The sequence below is a fragment of the Pandoraea sputorum genome, from assembly GCF_000814845.2.
Classification (GTDB): Bacteria; Pseudomonadota; Gammaproteobacteria; order Burkholderiales; family Burkholderiaceae; genus Pandoraea; species Pandoraea sputorum.
On the sequence record NZ_CP010431.2, the window covers coordinates 1,051,197 to 1,066,842 of the forward strand.

General features: G+C 63.3%; 12 protein-coding genes. 5 read left to right on the top strand and 7 right to left on the bottom strand.

From position 1 onward, the window contains the following. Positions 1-87: 87 nt before the first annotated feature. Positions 88-714: a glutathione S-transferase family protein gene (locus NA29_RS04810; protein WP_039396284.1), complete on the bottom strand. Its 627-nt coding sequence runs from the start codon at positions 712-714 to the stop codon at positions 88-90. Between the two features lie 140 nt (positions 715-854). Between NA29_RS04810 and purB the strand changes: the two genes are divergently transcribed. Together purB and NA29_RS04820 are read left to right on the top strand one after the other, a co-directional pair. Continuing rightward, on the top strand, positions 855-2,228 hold the full coding sequence (gene purB / locus NA29_RS04815; RefSeq protein WP_039396286.1) for an adenylosuccinate lyase: 1,374 nt from the start codon (positions 855-857) through the stop codon (positions 2,226-2,228). Between the two features lie 194 nt (positions 2,229-2,422). Then, positions 2,423-2,875, top strand: a complete 453-nt coding sequence (locus NA29_RS04820; RefSeq protein WP_039396288.1) for a c-type cytochrome — start codon at positions 2,423-2,425, stop codon at positions 2,873-2,875. A 112-nt stretch (positions 2,876-2,987) separates the two neighbouring features. On the opposite strand, the gene NA29_RS04825 is transcribed toward NA29_RS04820, so the two are convergent. Then, positions 2,988-3,683 (bottom strand): cytochrome b/b6 domain-containing protein, encoded by a 696-nt coding sequence (locus NA29_RS04825; protein ID WP_039396291.1) that lies wholly within the window; start codon positions 3,681-3,683, stop codon positions 2,988-2,990. A gap of 182 nt (positions 3,684-3,865) precedes the next feature. Between NA29_RS04825 and NA29_RS04830 the strand changes: the two genes are divergently transcribed. Further along, positions 3,866-6,001, top strand: coding sequence for an LTA synthase family protein (locus NA29_RS04830; protein ID WP_039396294.1), 2,136 nt, complete (start codon positions 3,866-3,868; stop codon positions 5,999-6,001). A 67-nt stretch (positions 6,002-6,068) separates the two neighbouring features. Here NA29_RS04830 and secF read toward each other — a convergent pair whose 3' ends face one another. The 5 genes from secF to queA form a co-directional block, all read right to left on the bottom strand. After that, positions 6,069-7,046, bottom strand: coding sequence for a protein translocase subunit SecF (gene secF / locus NA29_RS04835; protein WP_039396297.1), 978 nt, complete (start codon positions 7,044-7,046; stop codon positions 6,069-6,071). A gap of 24 nt (positions 7,047-7,070) precedes the next feature. After that, complete coding sequence (gene secD / locus NA29_RS04840; protein WP_039396300.1) at positions 7,071-8,963, bottom strand: protein translocase subunit SecD; 1,893 nt, start codon at positions 8,961-8,963, stop codon at positions 7,071-7,073. A 135-nt stretch (positions 8,964-9,098) separates the two neighbouring features. Beyond that, complete coding sequence (gene yajC / locus NA29_RS04845) at positions 9,099-9,365, bottom strand: preprotein translocase subunit YajC (RefSeq protein ID WP_231965171.1); 267 nt, start codon at positions 9,363-9,365, stop codon at positions 9,099-9,101. Positions 9,366-9,599: 234 nt separating this feature from the next. Then, positions 9,600-10,730: a tRNA guanosine(34) transglycosylase Tgt gene (gene tgt, locus NA29_RS04850; protein WP_039396307.1), complete on the bottom strand. Its 1,131-nt coding sequence runs from the start codon at positions 10,728-10,730 to the stop codon at positions 9,600-9,602. Positions 10,731-10,868: 138 nt separating this feature from the next. After that, complete coding sequence (queA, locus tag NA29_RS04855; protein WP_039396311.1) at positions 10,869-11,951, bottom strand: tRNA preQ1(34) S-adenosylmethionine ribosyltransferase-isomerase QueA; 1,083 nt, start codon at positions 11,949-11,951, stop codon at positions 10,869-10,871. A gap of 76 nt (positions 11,952-12,027) precedes the next feature. Between queA and recG the strand changes: the two genes are divergently transcribed. Next, complete coding sequence (gene recG, locus NA29_RS04860; RefSeq protein WP_039396314.1) at positions 12,028-14,355, top strand: ATP-dependent DNA helicase RecG; 2,328 nt, start codon at positions 12,028-12,030, stop codon at positions 14,353-14,355. A gap of 158 nt (positions 14,356-14,513) precedes the next feature. Then, positions 14,514-15,458 carry a LysR substrate-binding domain-containing protein gene (locus NA29_RS04865; protein WP_039396318.1) on the top strand — a complete coding sequence of 315 codons (945 nt, stop codon included), beginning with the start codon at positions 14,514-14,516 and terminating at the stop codon, positions 15,456-15,458. The last annotated feature ends 188 nt before the right edge of the window (positions 15,459-15,646 follow it).

The window sequence follows — 15,646 nt, forward strand, 5'->3', positions numbered from 1 at the left end:
CCGAGGCGCAGAACGGCCCCGGAGCGGGACATTGGGGACATTGGGGGCGGTGCTGGCGCTGCGAAGCGTTACCCGCCCCGTGTCGCATCAAAGTGCCGGCACGACGTCCGTCGGCACCGTATCCGCGACCGACGGGCGGGCGGACATGCGCTCGAAGTGGCGCGCCAGGTTCGGATGGGCGGCGCGCCAATCGATTTCCTGATAGCGGAAGTCGAGATAGCCGAGCGCACAGACGACGGCCACGTCGGCCAGCGTGAGGCGGTTGCCCGCGCACCACTGGCGCTCGTCGAGCCCGCGTGCCATCGCCCGCAGGCTTTCCTCGATCTTGCCGACCTGACGCGCGATGAACACCTGCGAGCGCGAGGCCTCGTCGTGGAACATCTTTTCGACGCGAATCTGGACGGCGGCGTCCGTCACGCCATCGGCGAGGGCTTCCCAGCAACGCACTTCGGCGCGTTCACGACCCGATGGGGGAATGAGCTTGCCGACCGGGGACAGGGTGTCGAGGTACTCGCAGATCACCCGGGAATCGAACACGGCTTCGCCGTCTTCCATCACCAGACACGGCACTTTGCCGATCGGGTTCGACTGCTGGATACGGGTGTCGTCGGCCCAGACGTTCTCCAGCTCGAGCTTGTAATCGAGCTTTTTCTCAGCCAGCACGATGCGGACTTTACGAACGTAGGGACTGGCGAGGGCACCGATCAACTTCATGTGAATCCTTGATAAATCGCTGTAGCGCGGAGCAGAGTATAACGTGTGAGATGGCCGGGGCCGGGGAATGGTAAAATACTGGCCTTTCCGAGTTGGCACATCGCCGGCTCCCCCGATTTTCTTTTTCGGTGCCCAGTGCCATGTCCGACGAATTCTCCCCATTGACCGCGCTTTCCCCGCTCGACGGCCGTTACGCCAGCAAGACCGACGCCCTGCGCCCCTGGCTGTCCGAGGCGGCATTCATGCGCAACCGCGTGAAGGTCGAAATCCACTGGCTGATCGCCCTGTCCAAGGCCGGTTTCGCCGAGATCGCTCCGTTCTCGGGCGCGGCGGAGACGTTCTTGCTGAATCTGGCGGCCAACTTCTCGAACGCCGATGCCCAGCGCATCAAGGACATCGAGAAGGTCACGAACCACGACGTGAAGGCCGTAGAGTACTGGCTCAAGGAAAAGGTGCAGGGTCAGGCCGAACTGGAGAAGGCGAGTGAGTTCATCCACTTCGCCTGCACGTCGGAAGACATCAACAACACCTCGCACGGCATGATGCTCAAGGGCGCGCGCGACGAAGTCATCGTCCCGGCCCTCGAATCGCTCGTGACCAAGCTCGGCGAACTGGCGCGTGAACATGCCGCCCAGCCGATGCTCTCGCGCACGCACGGTCAACCCGCCTCGCCGACTACGCTCGGCAAGGAAATCGCCAACGTCGCAGTGCGTCTGGCGCGTGCGCTTGAGCGCGTGCGTCGCGTCGAACTGCTCGCGAAGATGAACGGTGCAGTGGGTAACTACAACGCCCACCTGTCGGCCTACCCGGAATACGACTGGGAGACGTTCTCGAAGACGGTCATCGAACAGCGTCTGGGCCTCACCTTCAACCCGTACACGATCCAGATCGAACCGCACGACTACATGGCCGAGCTGTTCGACGCCGTGGCCCGTGCCAACACGATCCTGCTCGACCTGAATCGCGACATCTGGGGTTACATCTCGGTCGGCTACTTCAAGCAGAAGACGAAGGCTGGCGAAATCGGCTCGTCGACCATGCCGCACAAGGTCAACCCGATCGACTTCGAAAACTCGGAAGGCAACCTCGGTCTGGCCAATGCCGTGCTGCGTCACCTGGCCGACAAGCTGCCGGTCTCGCGCTGGCAGCGTGACCTGACGGACTCGACCGTGCTGCGCAACATCGGCGTGGCCTTCGGTTACAGCCTGCTGGCGTACGACTCGTGCCTGCGCGGTCTGGGCAAGCTCGAAGTGAACCCGCAGCGTCTGGACGAAGACCTCGACAACACGTGGGAAGTGCTGGCCGAGCCGGTGCAGACCGTGATGCGTCGCTTCGGTGTGCCAAACCCGTACGAGCAGTTGAAGGAGCTCACGCGCGGCAAGGGCATCACCCGCGAAGCACTGCAAGCGTTCATCAAGCAACTGGCCATTCCGGAAGATGCCAAGGCGCGTCTGCTGGAAATGACGCCGGCGAACTACGTCGGTATCGCCGAGTCGCTCGCCAAGCGCGTATAAGCTCGCGACGCTTCATCTGCATCATCCGTATGACCGAAACGGGCCGCTTCTGCGGCCCGTTTTGCATGGTTCTTCGTTTTTCGTCTTTGTTCGTCGACCTTATGGCTGGCTTCTGTACATATGACCATCGTGTCATACGGGTACGCAGGTTGGTGTGTATCATAGCCGCACAAACCATAAGGAGAACCCCACAGATGAAGTTCACTCTCGCAGTGGCTGCGCTCGCCGCCGCCGTCCTCACGCCGACCCTCGCTCAAGCCCAGTTCGCCAAAGCCGACGACGCCGTCGAGTACCGTCAGTCGGCGCTGTTCCTGATGGGCAACCACTTCGGCCGCATTGGTGCCGTGGTCAAGGGAGACGCGCCGTTCAACAAGGACGAAGTGGCAAAGAACGCCGAACTCGTCGCCACGCTCTCGAAGCTGCCGTGGCCCGCCTTTGAAGGCGGCCAGACGAACGGCAAGAGCAAAGCCAAGCCGGAAGTCTTCTCCGACAAGGCGAAGTTCCAGCAAGCGGCCGAGAAGATGGAAACTGCTGTGGCCAAGCTCAACACGGTGGCCAAGGGTGGCGACCTCGCGTCGATCAAGACCGCTTTCGGCGACGCTGCGCAGACCTGCAAGAGCTGCCACGACAGTTTCCGCGCGAAGTAAGCTGTCTGGCATGTCTGGCGTGTTCTACGCGCCAACAAAAAAGCCGGTCGTTTTAAGCGACCGGCTTTTTTCATTGGGGCGACGCCGACATCGGTCGGCCCTTGGTGCGTCGTCAATATGACGGCAACGCCGCCACCGCCGGTGTGAGATGCACGATGCGGTACACGAGTGCCGACGCCAGCACGATCAGCACCAGCGCGCCCGCGCGCACCCGCCAGTCGTCACGTGCCGGATGCACGGGGCCGGGCAGCGTCTTGTCGCCGAGAATCATCGGCCGCACCAGATCCTTCTTGCGTGCGATGCGGTAATACACAATCGCCAGCACATGCAATGCCACCAGCGCGATCAGCACCCACTGATTACGCAGATGCCAGCCGGTGAGCATGTCGCTCGTATCCTTGTCGATGAACTTGACGAGCGGTCCGTCGTTGAAGATATCGTCGTTCGAGAACAGGCCCAGCGCGACCTGAATGCCGAAGAACAACAGCATGGCGATGACCGAGAGGCCGCCGAGCGGCGTGTGTCCCGCGAAGCGCGCCTGCATGTCCGACGCTTCCGACGTGCTGCGCAGCGAGCGGACGAACGTGCGCGGCCCGGTCATGAACGCAGAGAAACGCGCATAGCGCGGACCGGCGATGCCCCAGATCAAGCGGAAGATCAGCAACGCGAGCACGGCGTAGCCGCACCAGAAGTGATAGATCATCGCGTTGCCACCAGTCTTGGCGGTGACGTAGGCGGCGACGGCCAGTACCACGAACGACCAGTGGAACAAACGTGTCGGCAAGTCCCAGATGCGTATCGGCTTCATCGGCGTGAAAATTCGTAAATTGCGAATTCCGCGAGATTACCGCAAGCCCGTGGCGCGTGCACGTTCGGCAGGGGGCATCCACGTTGTGAAACCACCCGCATCGGGAGTCGGACATTCGCTGTCAGGCTGGCAGCCATTTCCACGCAGGTCTCGTTTGCGCCCGCGCAACGGGCCGTCCAGCCATGACTCGCACGTCTGCCGATATCCCGGCGGCGACGCTCGCCTCGCCAGCCGATCCCCGACTCCCTTGCTTGCTGCGCCTATGTGCGGTCGTCATGCTCGCGACGTGGCTTGGCAATCTGCTGATCCGTGGCTTCGGCGTCATGGCGCTTACGCCCGACGCGCACTACGTTGCTGTCACCACGAGTGCGCGTGAATGGATGCTCTGGCTCTGGTACGGCATGCGCTATGACGTCTTGCTAAGCAGTTGGGGAGTGTTGGCATGGCTGCTGCCGTTGGCGATCGGGCGGGCGATGTTCGCGTCGACACCTGCCATGCGGGCGACTTTCGTCGCGGGGGTCGTGCTCTGGTTTGTCACCGTGAACGCAGCGGGACTGGTCGAACACTTCTACCTGCGATACTTCGGTGTGCCGTTCGGCCCTCAGATCTTCAGCATTTTTGACGACGATGTCGGCGTCGCCATGGACGCCGCAGCCCATCTGCTCCCCGTAGGCACGGCGTTGCTGTGCGCGTTGGGGCTGGCGCTTATGCAGACGTGGTGCACGCTGCGCCTGACGCTGGTCCCGCAGCGACGGGCAACATGGCGCGACGCCATCGTGCAGATCGCGGTGATCACGATGCTTTGGATGGCTGCCTGTGGCGAGCCTGCGGCGCGGCTGACGGCGCAGGAGGGTGTCAGCGTGGCGCGGCGTCCGCTGCTCGACGAGTTGCTCGTCAACACGCCTGTGCGGCTTTACCTCGCGCTGCGGCAAAGCCGGGAAGCCCCCGGGCGGGCCGACAGCCCGAATCGTGCGCTGAAGTCGCATGGTTTCGAAAATGCCGCTGCGCTCGCCCAGGCCTTGCGTGTCGCTGGCCGGAGCAGCAAAGGAGACGAAGGAGACGATGGTGGCGAGGGGCATGCGTACGATCCGACAGCGGCGCTTCAGCGCGCGGCGTGGCATCGCACGCCGCCCAACGCCATGCTGGTGGCGCATCCGCCGCATGTCGTCTTCGGACTGATGGAAGGGTGGGGTGGTTACGGATTGTCGCTCGATGCCGACGGATTTCCCATCGCAGGCGCGATGCGCAGACATCTGGACGCCGGATGGTGGTTCCGGCATGCCGTCGCGGCGCGCTCCGATACGATCTCCACGCTCGAGCATCTGCTGATCAACAGCGGTAGCCAGTCGTTGATGCTGACGGACAGTGCGGTGCCGATGCCGTTCACGTGTGCCGCCGCCGGACCGTTCCGGCAAAAGGGATATCGAACGGTCTTCGTCTACGGCGGCGCACGTACGTGGCGGCATATCGACCGTGTCATGCGTCAGCAAGGGTTTGACGACGTGATCACGCAGGCCGATATCGTCGCGCGCTATCCGCGAGCCGACACCGGCACCTACGGCGTGTACGACGGCTATCTCTGGCGCTATGTGCACGACATGCTGGAGGAAGCCGACGCGCGCGGCCAACCGTTGTTCGTCTTCGCGCTGACGATGAGCAACCACTGGCCCTTCAACGTGCCTGACGATGCGGCGACCGGCCCGTTCGACCTGACGAAGGGATGGCGCACGTCACCCGCCAACGCGGCGGAGCGAGACGAACGTCAGCGCGGCATACGCGCCTATCGCTACGCTATGGATGCGCTTGGCGACTTCATCGACCGTCTCAAATATTCACCGATGAGTTCGCACACGATTCTGGTGGCGACGGGCGATCATCGTGCGCCGCAATGGCGCGATCTGGATAACGCGTCGCTCTCGCCGTTCGAGCGTTATCACGTGCCGATCTATTTGCGCGTGCCGCGTGCGTATGCGCCGATGGGGCCGGTGCGGCTGAACGACTTCGTCGGCCATCGCGACATCTTCCCCACGCTCTATCATCTCGCCCTTTCGGACGCGCCTTACGTGGGGTTCGGTGAACCGCTATTCGGTGTGGTGCCGATCGCACGTCGCTATGCGGTGGCGCAACAGCGCTATCTGTTCTCCACGCAAGGGGCACAGGATCTGCGCAGCGGCGTGCGCTATACCCACGTGGAAGGCGGCGACGCCGACGTGCTCGGGCAGCAAGCCGCAGACGCTAACGCATTGCTCGCGCTGTCGGAATGGTTTGGGGAGATGCAACGACTGACGAGGCCTGCGCCTGCCGCTTCGAAGGAATAGCGTCTGAACGACAGACGAAAAAAAACCGCCGGACATGCCGGCGGTTTTTCCGTGAGCGACACGTGAATCAGACACGTGCGCCGAAGTTCGGATCGTTGCGATCCAGCCCTTCTTCGTCATCCTTGCTGCCATGCTTGATGAGGTCTTCGCGCTTCACGCCGAACCACATCGCAAGCGCTGCGGCCACGAACACCGACGAGTAGATACCGAACAGAATACCCACGGTCAGGGCGAGTGCGAAGTAGTGCAGCGTCTGGCCGCCGAAGAAGAACATCGACAGCACCATCATTTCCGTACTCGCGTGCGTGATGATGGTCCGCGACATCGTCGTCGTAATGGCGTGGTCGATGACTTCCTGCACGGTCGCCTTGCGCATCTTGCGGAACGTCTCGCGAATCCGGTCGAAGATAACGACCGATTCGTTCACCGAGTAGCCCAGCACGGCCAGTACCCCCGCGAGCACGGCTAGCGAGAACTCCCACTGGAAGAACGCGAAGAAGCCGAGAATGATCACCACGTCGTGCAAGTTGGCGATCACGCCCGCTACGGCGAATTTCCATTCGAAGCGGAACGACAGGTAGATGATGATGCCGACGACCACGAAGGTCAGCGCCAGCAGACCGTCCGTGAACAACTCGTGCCCGATCTGCGGACCGACGAATTCCACGCGACGCAGCGACACGTCGGGGGCGTCGGCCTTGAGCGCGGTCATCACAGCATCGCTTTGCTGCGCGCTGGTGACCTGCTTGCCGTCCGGGCCGCTCTGAATCGGCAGGCGGATCATCACATCGCGCGAGGTGCCGAAGCTCTGCACCTGCACGTCGCGATAGCCGAGCTTGCCGACTTCGCCACGGATCTTCTCGAGATCGGCTGCCTGCGTATAAGCCACTTCCATGACCGTACCGCCGGTGAACTCGATGGACAGGTGCAAGCCCCGCGTGAGCAGGAAGAACACCGCCGCCACGAACGTGAGCGCCGAGACGATGTTGAAGATCAGGGCATGCCGCATGAACGGCACGTCTTTCTTGATGCGGAAAAATTCCATGACTGTTTCCTCTCGCGCCTGCGGTTATTGCTCGCCTGCGTCGGGTGCGTTCGTCGCACCATCCGGGCGCCAGACCTGACCGATCGCCAGCGACTTGAGCTTGCGACGGCCGCCGTACCACAGGTTGACCAGACCGCGCGAGAAGAACACGGCGGAGAACATCGAGGTCAGAATACCCAGGCAGTGCACCACAGCGAACGCGCGCACCGGACCCGAACCGAAGGCCAGCAGCGCCAGACCGGCGATGAGCGTGGTCACGTTCGAGTCCAGAATGGTCGCCCAGGCATGTTCGAAGCCCAGCGAAATCGCCTTCTGGGCCGACGCACCACCGCGCAACTCTTCACGGATACGTTCGTTGATCAGCACGTTCGCGTCGATGGCCATACCGAGCGTGAGCGCGATAGCGGCGATACCCGGCAGCGTGAGCGTGGCCTGCATCAGCGAGAGCGCAGCCACGAGCAGCAGCAGGTTGAACATCAGTGCGATGACCGAGAACACGCCGAACAGCATGTAGTACGCCATCATGAACACGGCGATGGCGAGGAAGCCATACATCACCGAGTCGACACCCTTATGGATGTTGTCGGCACCGAGGCTCGGGCCAATCGTACGTTCTTCGATGATTTCCATCGGCGCGGCGAGCGAGCCGGCGCGCAGCAGCAGCGCCAGATCGTTTGCGCCCTGTGCCGAGCCCATGCCGGTGATCTGGAAGCTCTGACCCAGTTCGCCGCGGATGGTCGCCACAGTGAGCACTTCGCCCTTGCCCTTCTCGAACAGCACGATGGCCATCGGCTTGCCGATGTTGTCGCGCGAGACGTCGCGCAGCACACGGCCACCGGCGGCGTCGAGCTTGATGTTCACCGACGGTTGCTGGTGATCGTCGAAGCCTGCCGAGGCGCTCGTGATGCGGTCGCCACTGAAGATCACCTGACGCTTGAGCAGGACCGGTGCACCGTTGCCGTGCAGGAACAGTTCGTCCTGCGGCGGCACCGGCGTGTCGGCCGACACGATGCGCGGGGCATCCGGATCGGCCAGACGTGCTTCAAGCGTTGCGGTACGTCCGATGATGTCCTTGGCCTTGGCGGTGTCCTGCACGCCGGGCAACTGCACGACGATGCGGTCCGGGCCTTCCTGCTGAATCACCGGTTCGGCCACGCCCAGTTCGTTCACCCGGTTATGCAGCGTGACGATGTTCTGCTTGACGGCGTTGTCCTGCACCGCGCGGCGGGCGGCTTCCGTGAACGCGCCCACGACCTTGAACGCGCCGTTCGCAGCGGGCTGCGTGGTGTAGGAGAGGTCGGGCAGGCCGTCGCTCAGCGCGTTGCGGGCGCGCTCGGCGTCTGCCTGCGAGCTGAACGCGGCTTCGATGCCGGTGTCCGTGCGTGTCACGCCGTTGTGGCGGATGTTCTTGTCACGCAGCAGCGTACGGGCGTCAGCGGCAGACGCATCCAGACGCTTGGTGATGGCGCCAGCCATGTCGACTTGCAGCAGGAAGTGCACACCGCCACGCAGGTCGAGGCCGAGGTACATCGGCAGCGCGTGGATTTTGGAGAGCCATTCCGGCGAGGCCGAGAGCAGGTTGAGCGCGACGACGAAAGTCGGATCGGTCGCGTCGGTGTTCAGCGACGTCTGGAGAAGATCCTTGGCGCGCAGCTGCGTGTCGGTATCGGCAAAGCGGATACGCACGCTCGGGTTGTTGCCCGTGCTGTCGAACACTGCGCCGGTATAGGCGATGTTCTGAGCCTTGAGCGCGTCTTCGGCGCGCGAGAGCGTCGAGGGATCGACCTTGACGGTCGCCTTGACGCTGGAAATCTGTACCGCCGGCGTTTCACCGAACAGGTTCGGCAGCGTGTAGAGCACCCCGATGGCGAGGGCCACCAGAATGACGATGTACTTCCAGAGAGGATAGCGATTCATAGCAGCGGGCTAGGGTGATGCCTCGTGGCAAACCGTGCTTCAGACCGTCTTGCATGGCAACGCAGGACGTGTAGACCGGCGTCGCCATGCACTGCGGCCGCCGGTAAGGGCGGCCGCGTGCGGTGGTGCAAACGATCAGAGCGCCTTGATGGTGCCCTTCGGCAGCAACGTGGTGATAGCGCCCTTCTGCACGTTGATCTCGACGTTGTCGGCGATTTCAACGGTCACGAAGGTTTCGCCGACCTTCGAGATACGACCGGCCAGGCCACCCGAGGTCACGACTTCGTCGCCCTTGGCGAGTGCGGCCAGCATGTTGCGGGTCTCTTTCTGACGCTTCATCTGCGGACGGATCATGATGAAGTACAGCACCACGAACATCAGCACGAGCGGCAAGAAGCTCATCAGGTTGCTGGTCGGGCTGGCGGCGCCTGCCGTCTGAGCGAAGGCTTCGGAAATCAGCACGTTCGGTTCTCCTTATGTAAGACGTGTAAAAGCCGCGTGTGGCCGGTCTCAGGACACGCGCGGCGTGTGTTTCGGTGCGAGGATGCAGCATCCAAGCCCGGCATTTTACCACTGCCCGACCCCGTTCCCGGGGGATTCGGTGGCCGAGCCAAACGCCTCGGCGCACCGGCCACGTTACTGCACACCGCGGGCGCGATCGGCCTTGAATTTGGCGACGAACGCGTCGAATTGGTGCGCTTCGATGGCATCCCGGATTTCCTGCATCAGCGTGAGATAGTAATGCAGGTTATGGATGGTGTTGAGCCGCGCGCCCAGAATCTCCCCGGCTCGCTGCAAGTGGTGCAGATAGGCGCGCGAGAAGTTTCGACAGGCGTAACAGCCGCAAGTTTCGTCCAGCGGGCGCGTATCGGTCTTGTGCGACGCATTGCGGATCTTCAGATCGCCGAAACGCGTGAACAGCCAGCCGTTACGCGCGTTGCGGGTGGGCATCACGCAGTCGAACATGTCGACGCCGGCGGCCACACCGGCCACCAGATCTTCCGGCGTGCCCACGCCCATCAGGTAATGAGGCTTGTTCGCGGGCAGACGCGGCGCCACGTGTTCCAGCACGCGCATCATGTCTTCCTTCGGCTCGCCGACCGACAGTCCGCCGATGGCGTAGCCGTGGAAGTCCAGTTCCGACAGCCCGGCGAGCGATTCGTCGCGCAAATGCTCGTACATGCCGCCCTGAACGATGCCGAACAGCGCGTTCGGGTTCTCAAGACGGTTGAATTCGTCGATGGAGCGCTTGGCCCAGCGCAGCGACATGCGCATGGACTGGCCGGCCTCGACTTCCGTGGCCGGACGGCCGTCGATCTCGTACGGCGTGCATTCGTCGAACTGCATGACGATGTCCGAATTGAGCACGTGCTGGATCTGCATCGAGATCTCGGGCGAGAGGAAGAGGCGGTCGCCGTTCACGGGCGACGCAAATTTCACGCCTTCTTCGCTGATCTTGCGCAGATCGCCGAGGCTGAACACCTGAAAACCGCCCGAATCCGTGAGAATCGGGCGATCCCAGCCCATGAAGCGGTGCAGACCGCCGTGCGCGGCAATCGTCTCCAGGCCCGGGCGCAGCCAGAGGTGGAAGGTATTGCCGAGGATGATCTGGGCGTTGTTCTCGACGAGTTCGACCGGCGACATCGCCTTGACCGAACCGTAAGTGCCGACCGGCATGAAGATGGGCGTCTCGACCACACCGTGGTTGAGTGTGACGCGCCCCCGGCGGGCTTGCCCGTCGGTGGTAATGAGTTCGAACTTGAGCATGTGTCGTGCGCCCCGGCACCACCGGCAAAACAAGCCGGCGCCCGCGCGGGACGTCAAAAAAGCGGCCAGCGCCCCATGCGCGGCCAAGGCGGTATTGTACTTGGTCGGACGGCCCTGGACGCCACGGCCGTCCGGGATTCAGGCGGCAGCCTTCGGGGTGTCCTGAATCTCTACGCGCGAGAGGATCATCGCGTCGCCATAGCTGAAGAAGCGATAACGCTGCTCGATGGCGTGACGATAGGCCGCGCGGATCGTCTCCATGCCCGAGAACGCCGACACGAGCATGAGCAGCGTGGACTTGGGCAGGTGGAAGTTGGTCACGAGCCGGTCGACCAGTTGGAAGCGGTAACCCGGTGTGATGAAGATGTCCGTCTCGGCGCTGCCGGCGCGCAGCGTGCCGGGTGCGCCCCCGGCGGCGAGCGCGGCTTGAGCGCCCGATTCCAGCGCGCGCATCGACGTCGTGCCAACGGCGATCACCCGGCCGCCGCGTGCACGGGTGGCGGCAATGGCGTCGACCAGCGCGGGCGTGATCTCGTACCACTCCGAGTGCATCTTGTGTTCGCCGATGTTGTCTACGCGCACGGGCTGGAACGTGCCCGCACCCACGTGCAGGGTCAACGTGGCGCGCTGGACGCCGAGGGCGTCGAGACGGGCGAAGAGGGCGTCGTCGAAGTGCAGGCCGGCCGTCGGTGCGGCCACGGCGCCCGGATTGCGGGCGTAGACGGTCTGGTAACGGGTCTCGTCGGCGGCGTCGGCATCGTGTTCGATGTACGGCGGCAGCGGCAGACGGCCGTAGGTTTCCAGCAGCGTGTAGCAGTCTTCGGGGAAGTGCAGCGTGTAGAACGGCTCGACGCGTTCTCCGACGGTGACGTCGAAAGCATCCGCCAAATGCAGTACGGTGCCGGGCGCGGGGCTCTTGCTGGCACGGATCTGTGCCAGCACGGTGCGGTTGTCGATCACGCGCTCGACGAGCACTTCGATCTTGCCGCCGCTGGCTTTCTGACCGAACAGGCGCGCTTTGATGACACGTGTGTCGTTGAACACGAGCAGGTCGCCGGGGGCGAGCAGGCCGGGCAGATCGGCAAAGCTGCGGTCGTACAGGTGCGGCGGCGTGACGCTGCCGTCGACCTCCAGCAAGCGGCTGGCGGTACGCTCGGTGAGCGCGGTCTGCGCGATCAGTTCGGGCGGCAGGTCGAAATCGAAATCGGAAAGGGTATACATCAGCGTTTACAATGCGTAGCAACCGACATTTTACTTGTTTCGTCCAAACGCTTCCCAAGCCCTGACTCGCGACTGCATGACCGAACGCAGAATGCCCGCCACCGCGCCTGACGACGCCACCGCCGACCTCGTGGATCTTGCCGATGCGGCAAGCGCGCGGGCCGACGCCCGTCCTGGAGCGAATGTAACGAAAGCAGCGAAGCGCGGCACGAAGGCCGCCGCCAAACACGTGACAAGCGGTGCAACAAGCGACGCAAGCGCAGACGCCACCGATCCCAAGGCGGCAAAATCCACAAAGGCCAGCAAGTCCGCCAAATCTGCGAAAGACGCCAAGCCCGCCGCAAAGAAAGCGGCCGGCAGCGCCGACAAGCTCGCCAAGCTGGGCCTCAAGCGCGACATCGATCTGATCCTGCATCTGCCGATGCGTTACGAGGACGAAACCACGTTGCGCAAGATCGGCGAAGTGCTGCCGAGCGAACTGGCGCAAGTCGAAGGCGTGGTCACGGCGAGCGACGTCGCTTACCGTCCGCGACGTCAGTGGGTCGTACGCATCGCCGACGAAGGCCATGAATTGGTGCTGCGTTTTCTGAATTTTTACGGCAGTCAGCAAAAACAGCTCGCCATCGGCACGCGAGTGCGCGTGCGGGGCGAGGTGCGCGGCGGATTCTTCGGTCTGGAGATGGTCCACCCCGCGTACCGCGTGGTACAGGACGCCGCCGCACCGCTGCCCGAATCGCTGACGCCGGTCTATCCGAGCGCAGCCGGCCTGTCGCAGGCCTATCTGCGCAAAGCGATCCATAACGCGATGGATCGAACGCCGCTGCCCGAACTGCTGCCGCCCGGCTTGCTGCAAGACGCCATCGGTCCCGACCATCCGCTGCCCGCATTGGCCGACGCCGTGCATTTGCTGCACGCGCCACCGCCGAACGTGTCGGAGACGGCGCTCATGGAGCGTTCGCATCCGGCGTGGTTACGGATCAAGTGTGAGGAATTGCTCGCGCAACAACTCTCGCTCAAACGGGCGCAGGCGGCACGTCGCCGTTTGCGTGCCCCGTCGCTGGGTGAGCACGTAAAAGGTGGTTTGCTCGAACGTTTCGAAGCGGCATTGCCGTTCAAGCTGACGGGCGCGCAACAGCGCGTCTGGGCTGAGATCCGCGCCGATCTGGCCGAAGCGCATCCGATGCAGCGTCTGCTGCAAGGCGACGTCGGCAGCGGCAAGACGATCATCGCCGCACTGGCCGCCGCGCAAGCCATCGACGCCGGCTTTCAGGCTGCGATCATGGCGCCGACCGAAATCCTCGCCGAGCAGCATCTGCGCAAGCTCTCGGCGTGGCTCACGCCGCTGGGCGTGGAAGTCGCGTGGCTCGCGGGCAGCATGAAGGCGAAGGAAAAGCGCGAAGCGCTGGCACGTGTGGCCAGCGGCGAAGCGCAGCTCGTCATCGGCACGCACGCCATCATTCAGGACACGGTCACGTTCGCGCGTCTCGGCATGGCGGTCGTGGATGAACAGCACCGCTTCGGCGTCGCGCAACGGCTTGCATTGCGCAGCAAGATGCAGACGGCGGGCATGGGCCCGAACGCCATGCCGCATCAGTTGATGATGAGCGCCACGCCGATTCCGCGCACGCTTGCCATGACGTACTACGCCGATCTCGACGTCTCCGTCATCGATGAACTGCCGCCGGGCCGTAGTCCCGTCGTGACGAAACTCATCAGCGACACGCGCCGCCCGGAAGTGATCGACCGGGTGCGCGCGGCGGCGCTGGCCGGGCGTCAGGTGTACTGGGTTTGTCCGCTGATCGAGGAGAGCGAGGCGCTTCAGCTGCAGACCGCTGTCGATACGCACGCGCAGCTTGTGGCGGCGTTGCCGGAGTTGCGGGTGGGGTTGGTGCATGGACGTCTGTCGCCCGCCGAGAAGGCCGCCGTGATGGAGGACTTCACGCGTGGCGACACACATTTACTGGTCGCGACGACCGTCATCGAAGTGGGCGTGGATGTCCCCAATGCGTCACTGATGGTGATCGAACACGCCGAGCGCTTCGGTCTTGCTCAGTTGCACCAGTTGCGTGGACGCGTCGGTCGCGGCTCGGCCGAATCTGTCTGTTTGCTGATGTATGCCTCGCCACTGTCGATGGGCGCAAAAGCCCGTTTGCAGACGATGCGCGAAACCACCGACGGCTTCATCATCGCCCGGCGCGATCTGGAAATCCGTGGCCCCGGAGAGTTTCTCGGCGCGCGTCAGTCGGGCGCGGCCATGCTGCGCTTCGTCGATCTCAATGAGGACGCCTGGATGATTCCGGGCGCGCAGGAAGCTGCCGATGCGCTGCTGAAGTCACATCCGGGCGCGGTTGCCGCGCATCTGGAGCGATGGCTCGGCGCGCGTGAAGATTATCTGAAAGCCTGACAGCCACGCGCGAGGCGTGGCAGCCGCTGCATGAGACGTTGACGGGAAGAACGTCTCACGCGCGCGGTCGTAAACGGGCAATTGCCGCCCGATTGTGCTATAAAAAACAAAATCTATCGATTTCATCGGTTCGATTAATTTACACAGGTTAGGACGACATGACCCTCACGGAACTCAAGTACATCGTGGCGGTGGCACGTGAACGCCATTTCGGTCGCGCGGCGGAAGCCTGTTTCGTCAGCCAGCCGACGCTCTCGGTGGCCATCAAGAAGCTCGAAGACGAGCTGAACGTTCAGATTTTCGAGCGCGGCGCGGCGGAAGTCAGCGTGACGCCGCTCGGCGAGCAGATCGTGGCGCAGGCGCAGCGCGTGCTCGAACAGACCATCGCTATCAAGGAAATCGCCAAGCAGGGACGCGACCCGCTCGCCGGACCGCTGCGCCTTGGCGTGATCTACACGATCGGACCGTATTTGCTGCCGGCGCTCGTCAAGCAAATGATCGAGACCACGCCGCAGATGCCGCTGATGCTCCAAGAGAACTACACGCTCAAGCTCATCGAGTTGCTCAAGCAAGGCGAAATCGACGCCGCCATCATGGCGCTGCCATTCCCGGAGAGTGGCCTGATGGTGCGCCCGCTCTATGACGAGCCGTTCGTCGTGGCGCTGCCGCGCTCGCACCCGTGGGCGGGCCGCGAGCGTATCGATGCCGGAGACCTCAAGCAAGAGACGATGTTGTTGCTCGGCAGCGGCCATTGCTTCCGCGATCACGTGTTGGGCGTGTGCCCGGAACTGATGCGCTTCTCGCAGAACGCCGACGGCATCCAGAAGACGTTCGAGGGGTCATCGCTCGAAACGATCCGCCATATGGTCGCGAGCGGCGTGGGCATCACGGTACTGCCGAAGACGTCCGTGCCTGAAAAGCAGGCGCCGGACAGTCTGCTGAGCTATGTGCCGTTTTCGGCACCGGTGCCGGACCGTCGCGTCGTGCTCGCGTGGCGCAAGAGCTTCACGCGTCTGCCAGCCATCGAAGCGGTGGCGCAGGCGATTGCCAAGTGCGATCTGCCGGGCATCATCCCTCTCGATCTGCCCGCGACGTCTAACTGAGCGCACCCAGGACCGGACGCTTACGCCCGGTTCCTATCCCCCGTTTCCCTGTCGTACACGCCCTACGCCGCTGCCTTGTGCCGCGGCGTATTGTTTTTGCCTATTGCATATATAAAAACGATTAATTCGACCGTTTTAATATAAATAATTAATCTAGACCCACGCGCTTGAAACCGGGCCACATAGAG

Excerpts from the sequence above, each read along its gene's own strand:
- NA29_RS04825 (WP_039396291.1), bottom strand. The coding sequence starts at position 3,683 with ATGAAGCCGATACGCATCTGGGACTTGCCGACACGTTTGTTCCACTGG.
- secF (WP_039396297.1), bottom strand. The coding sequence starts at position 7,046 with ATGGAATTTTTCCGCATCAAGAAAGACGTGCCGTTCATGCGGCATGCC.
- NA29_RS04810 (WP_039396284.1), bottom strand. The coding sequence starts at position 714 with ATGAAGTTGATCGGTGCCCTCGCCAGTCCCTACGTTCGTAAAGTCCGC.
- NA29_RS04830 (WP_039396294.1), top strand. The coding sequence starts at position 3,866 with ATGACTCGCACGTCTGCCGATATCCCGGCGGCGACGCTCGCCTCGCCA.
- NA29_RS04865 (WP_039396318.1), top strand. The coding sequence starts at position 14,514 with ATGACCCTCACGGAACTCAAGTACATCGTGGCGGTGGCACGTGAACGC.
- recG (WP_039396314.1), top strand. The coding sequence starts at position 12,028 with ATGACCGAACGCAGAATGCCCGCCACCGCGCCTGACGACGCCACCGCC.
- purB (WP_039396286.1), top strand. The coding sequence starts at position 855 with ATGTCCGACGAATTCTCCCCATTGACCGCGCTTTCCCCGCTCGACGGC.
- yajC (WP_231965171.1), bottom strand. The coding sequence starts at position 9,365 with ATGAGCTTCTTGCCGCTCGTGCTGATGTTCGTGGTGCTGTACTTCATC.
- tgt (WP_039396307.1), bottom strand. The coding sequence starts at position 10,730 with ATGCTCAAGTTCGAACTCATTACCACCGACGGGCAAGCCCGCCGGGGG.
- NA29_RS04820 (WP_039396288.1), top strand. The coding sequence starts at position 2,423 with ATGAAGTTCACTCTCGCAGTGGCTGCGCTCGCCGCCGCCGTCCTCACG.
- queA (WP_039396311.1), bottom strand. The coding sequence starts at position 11,951 with ATGTATACCCTTTCCGATTTCGATTTCGACCTGCCGCCCGAACTGATC.
- secD (WP_039396300.1), bottom strand. The coding sequence starts at position 8,963 with ATGAATCGCTATCCTCTCTGGAAGTACATCGTCATTCTGGTGGCCCTC.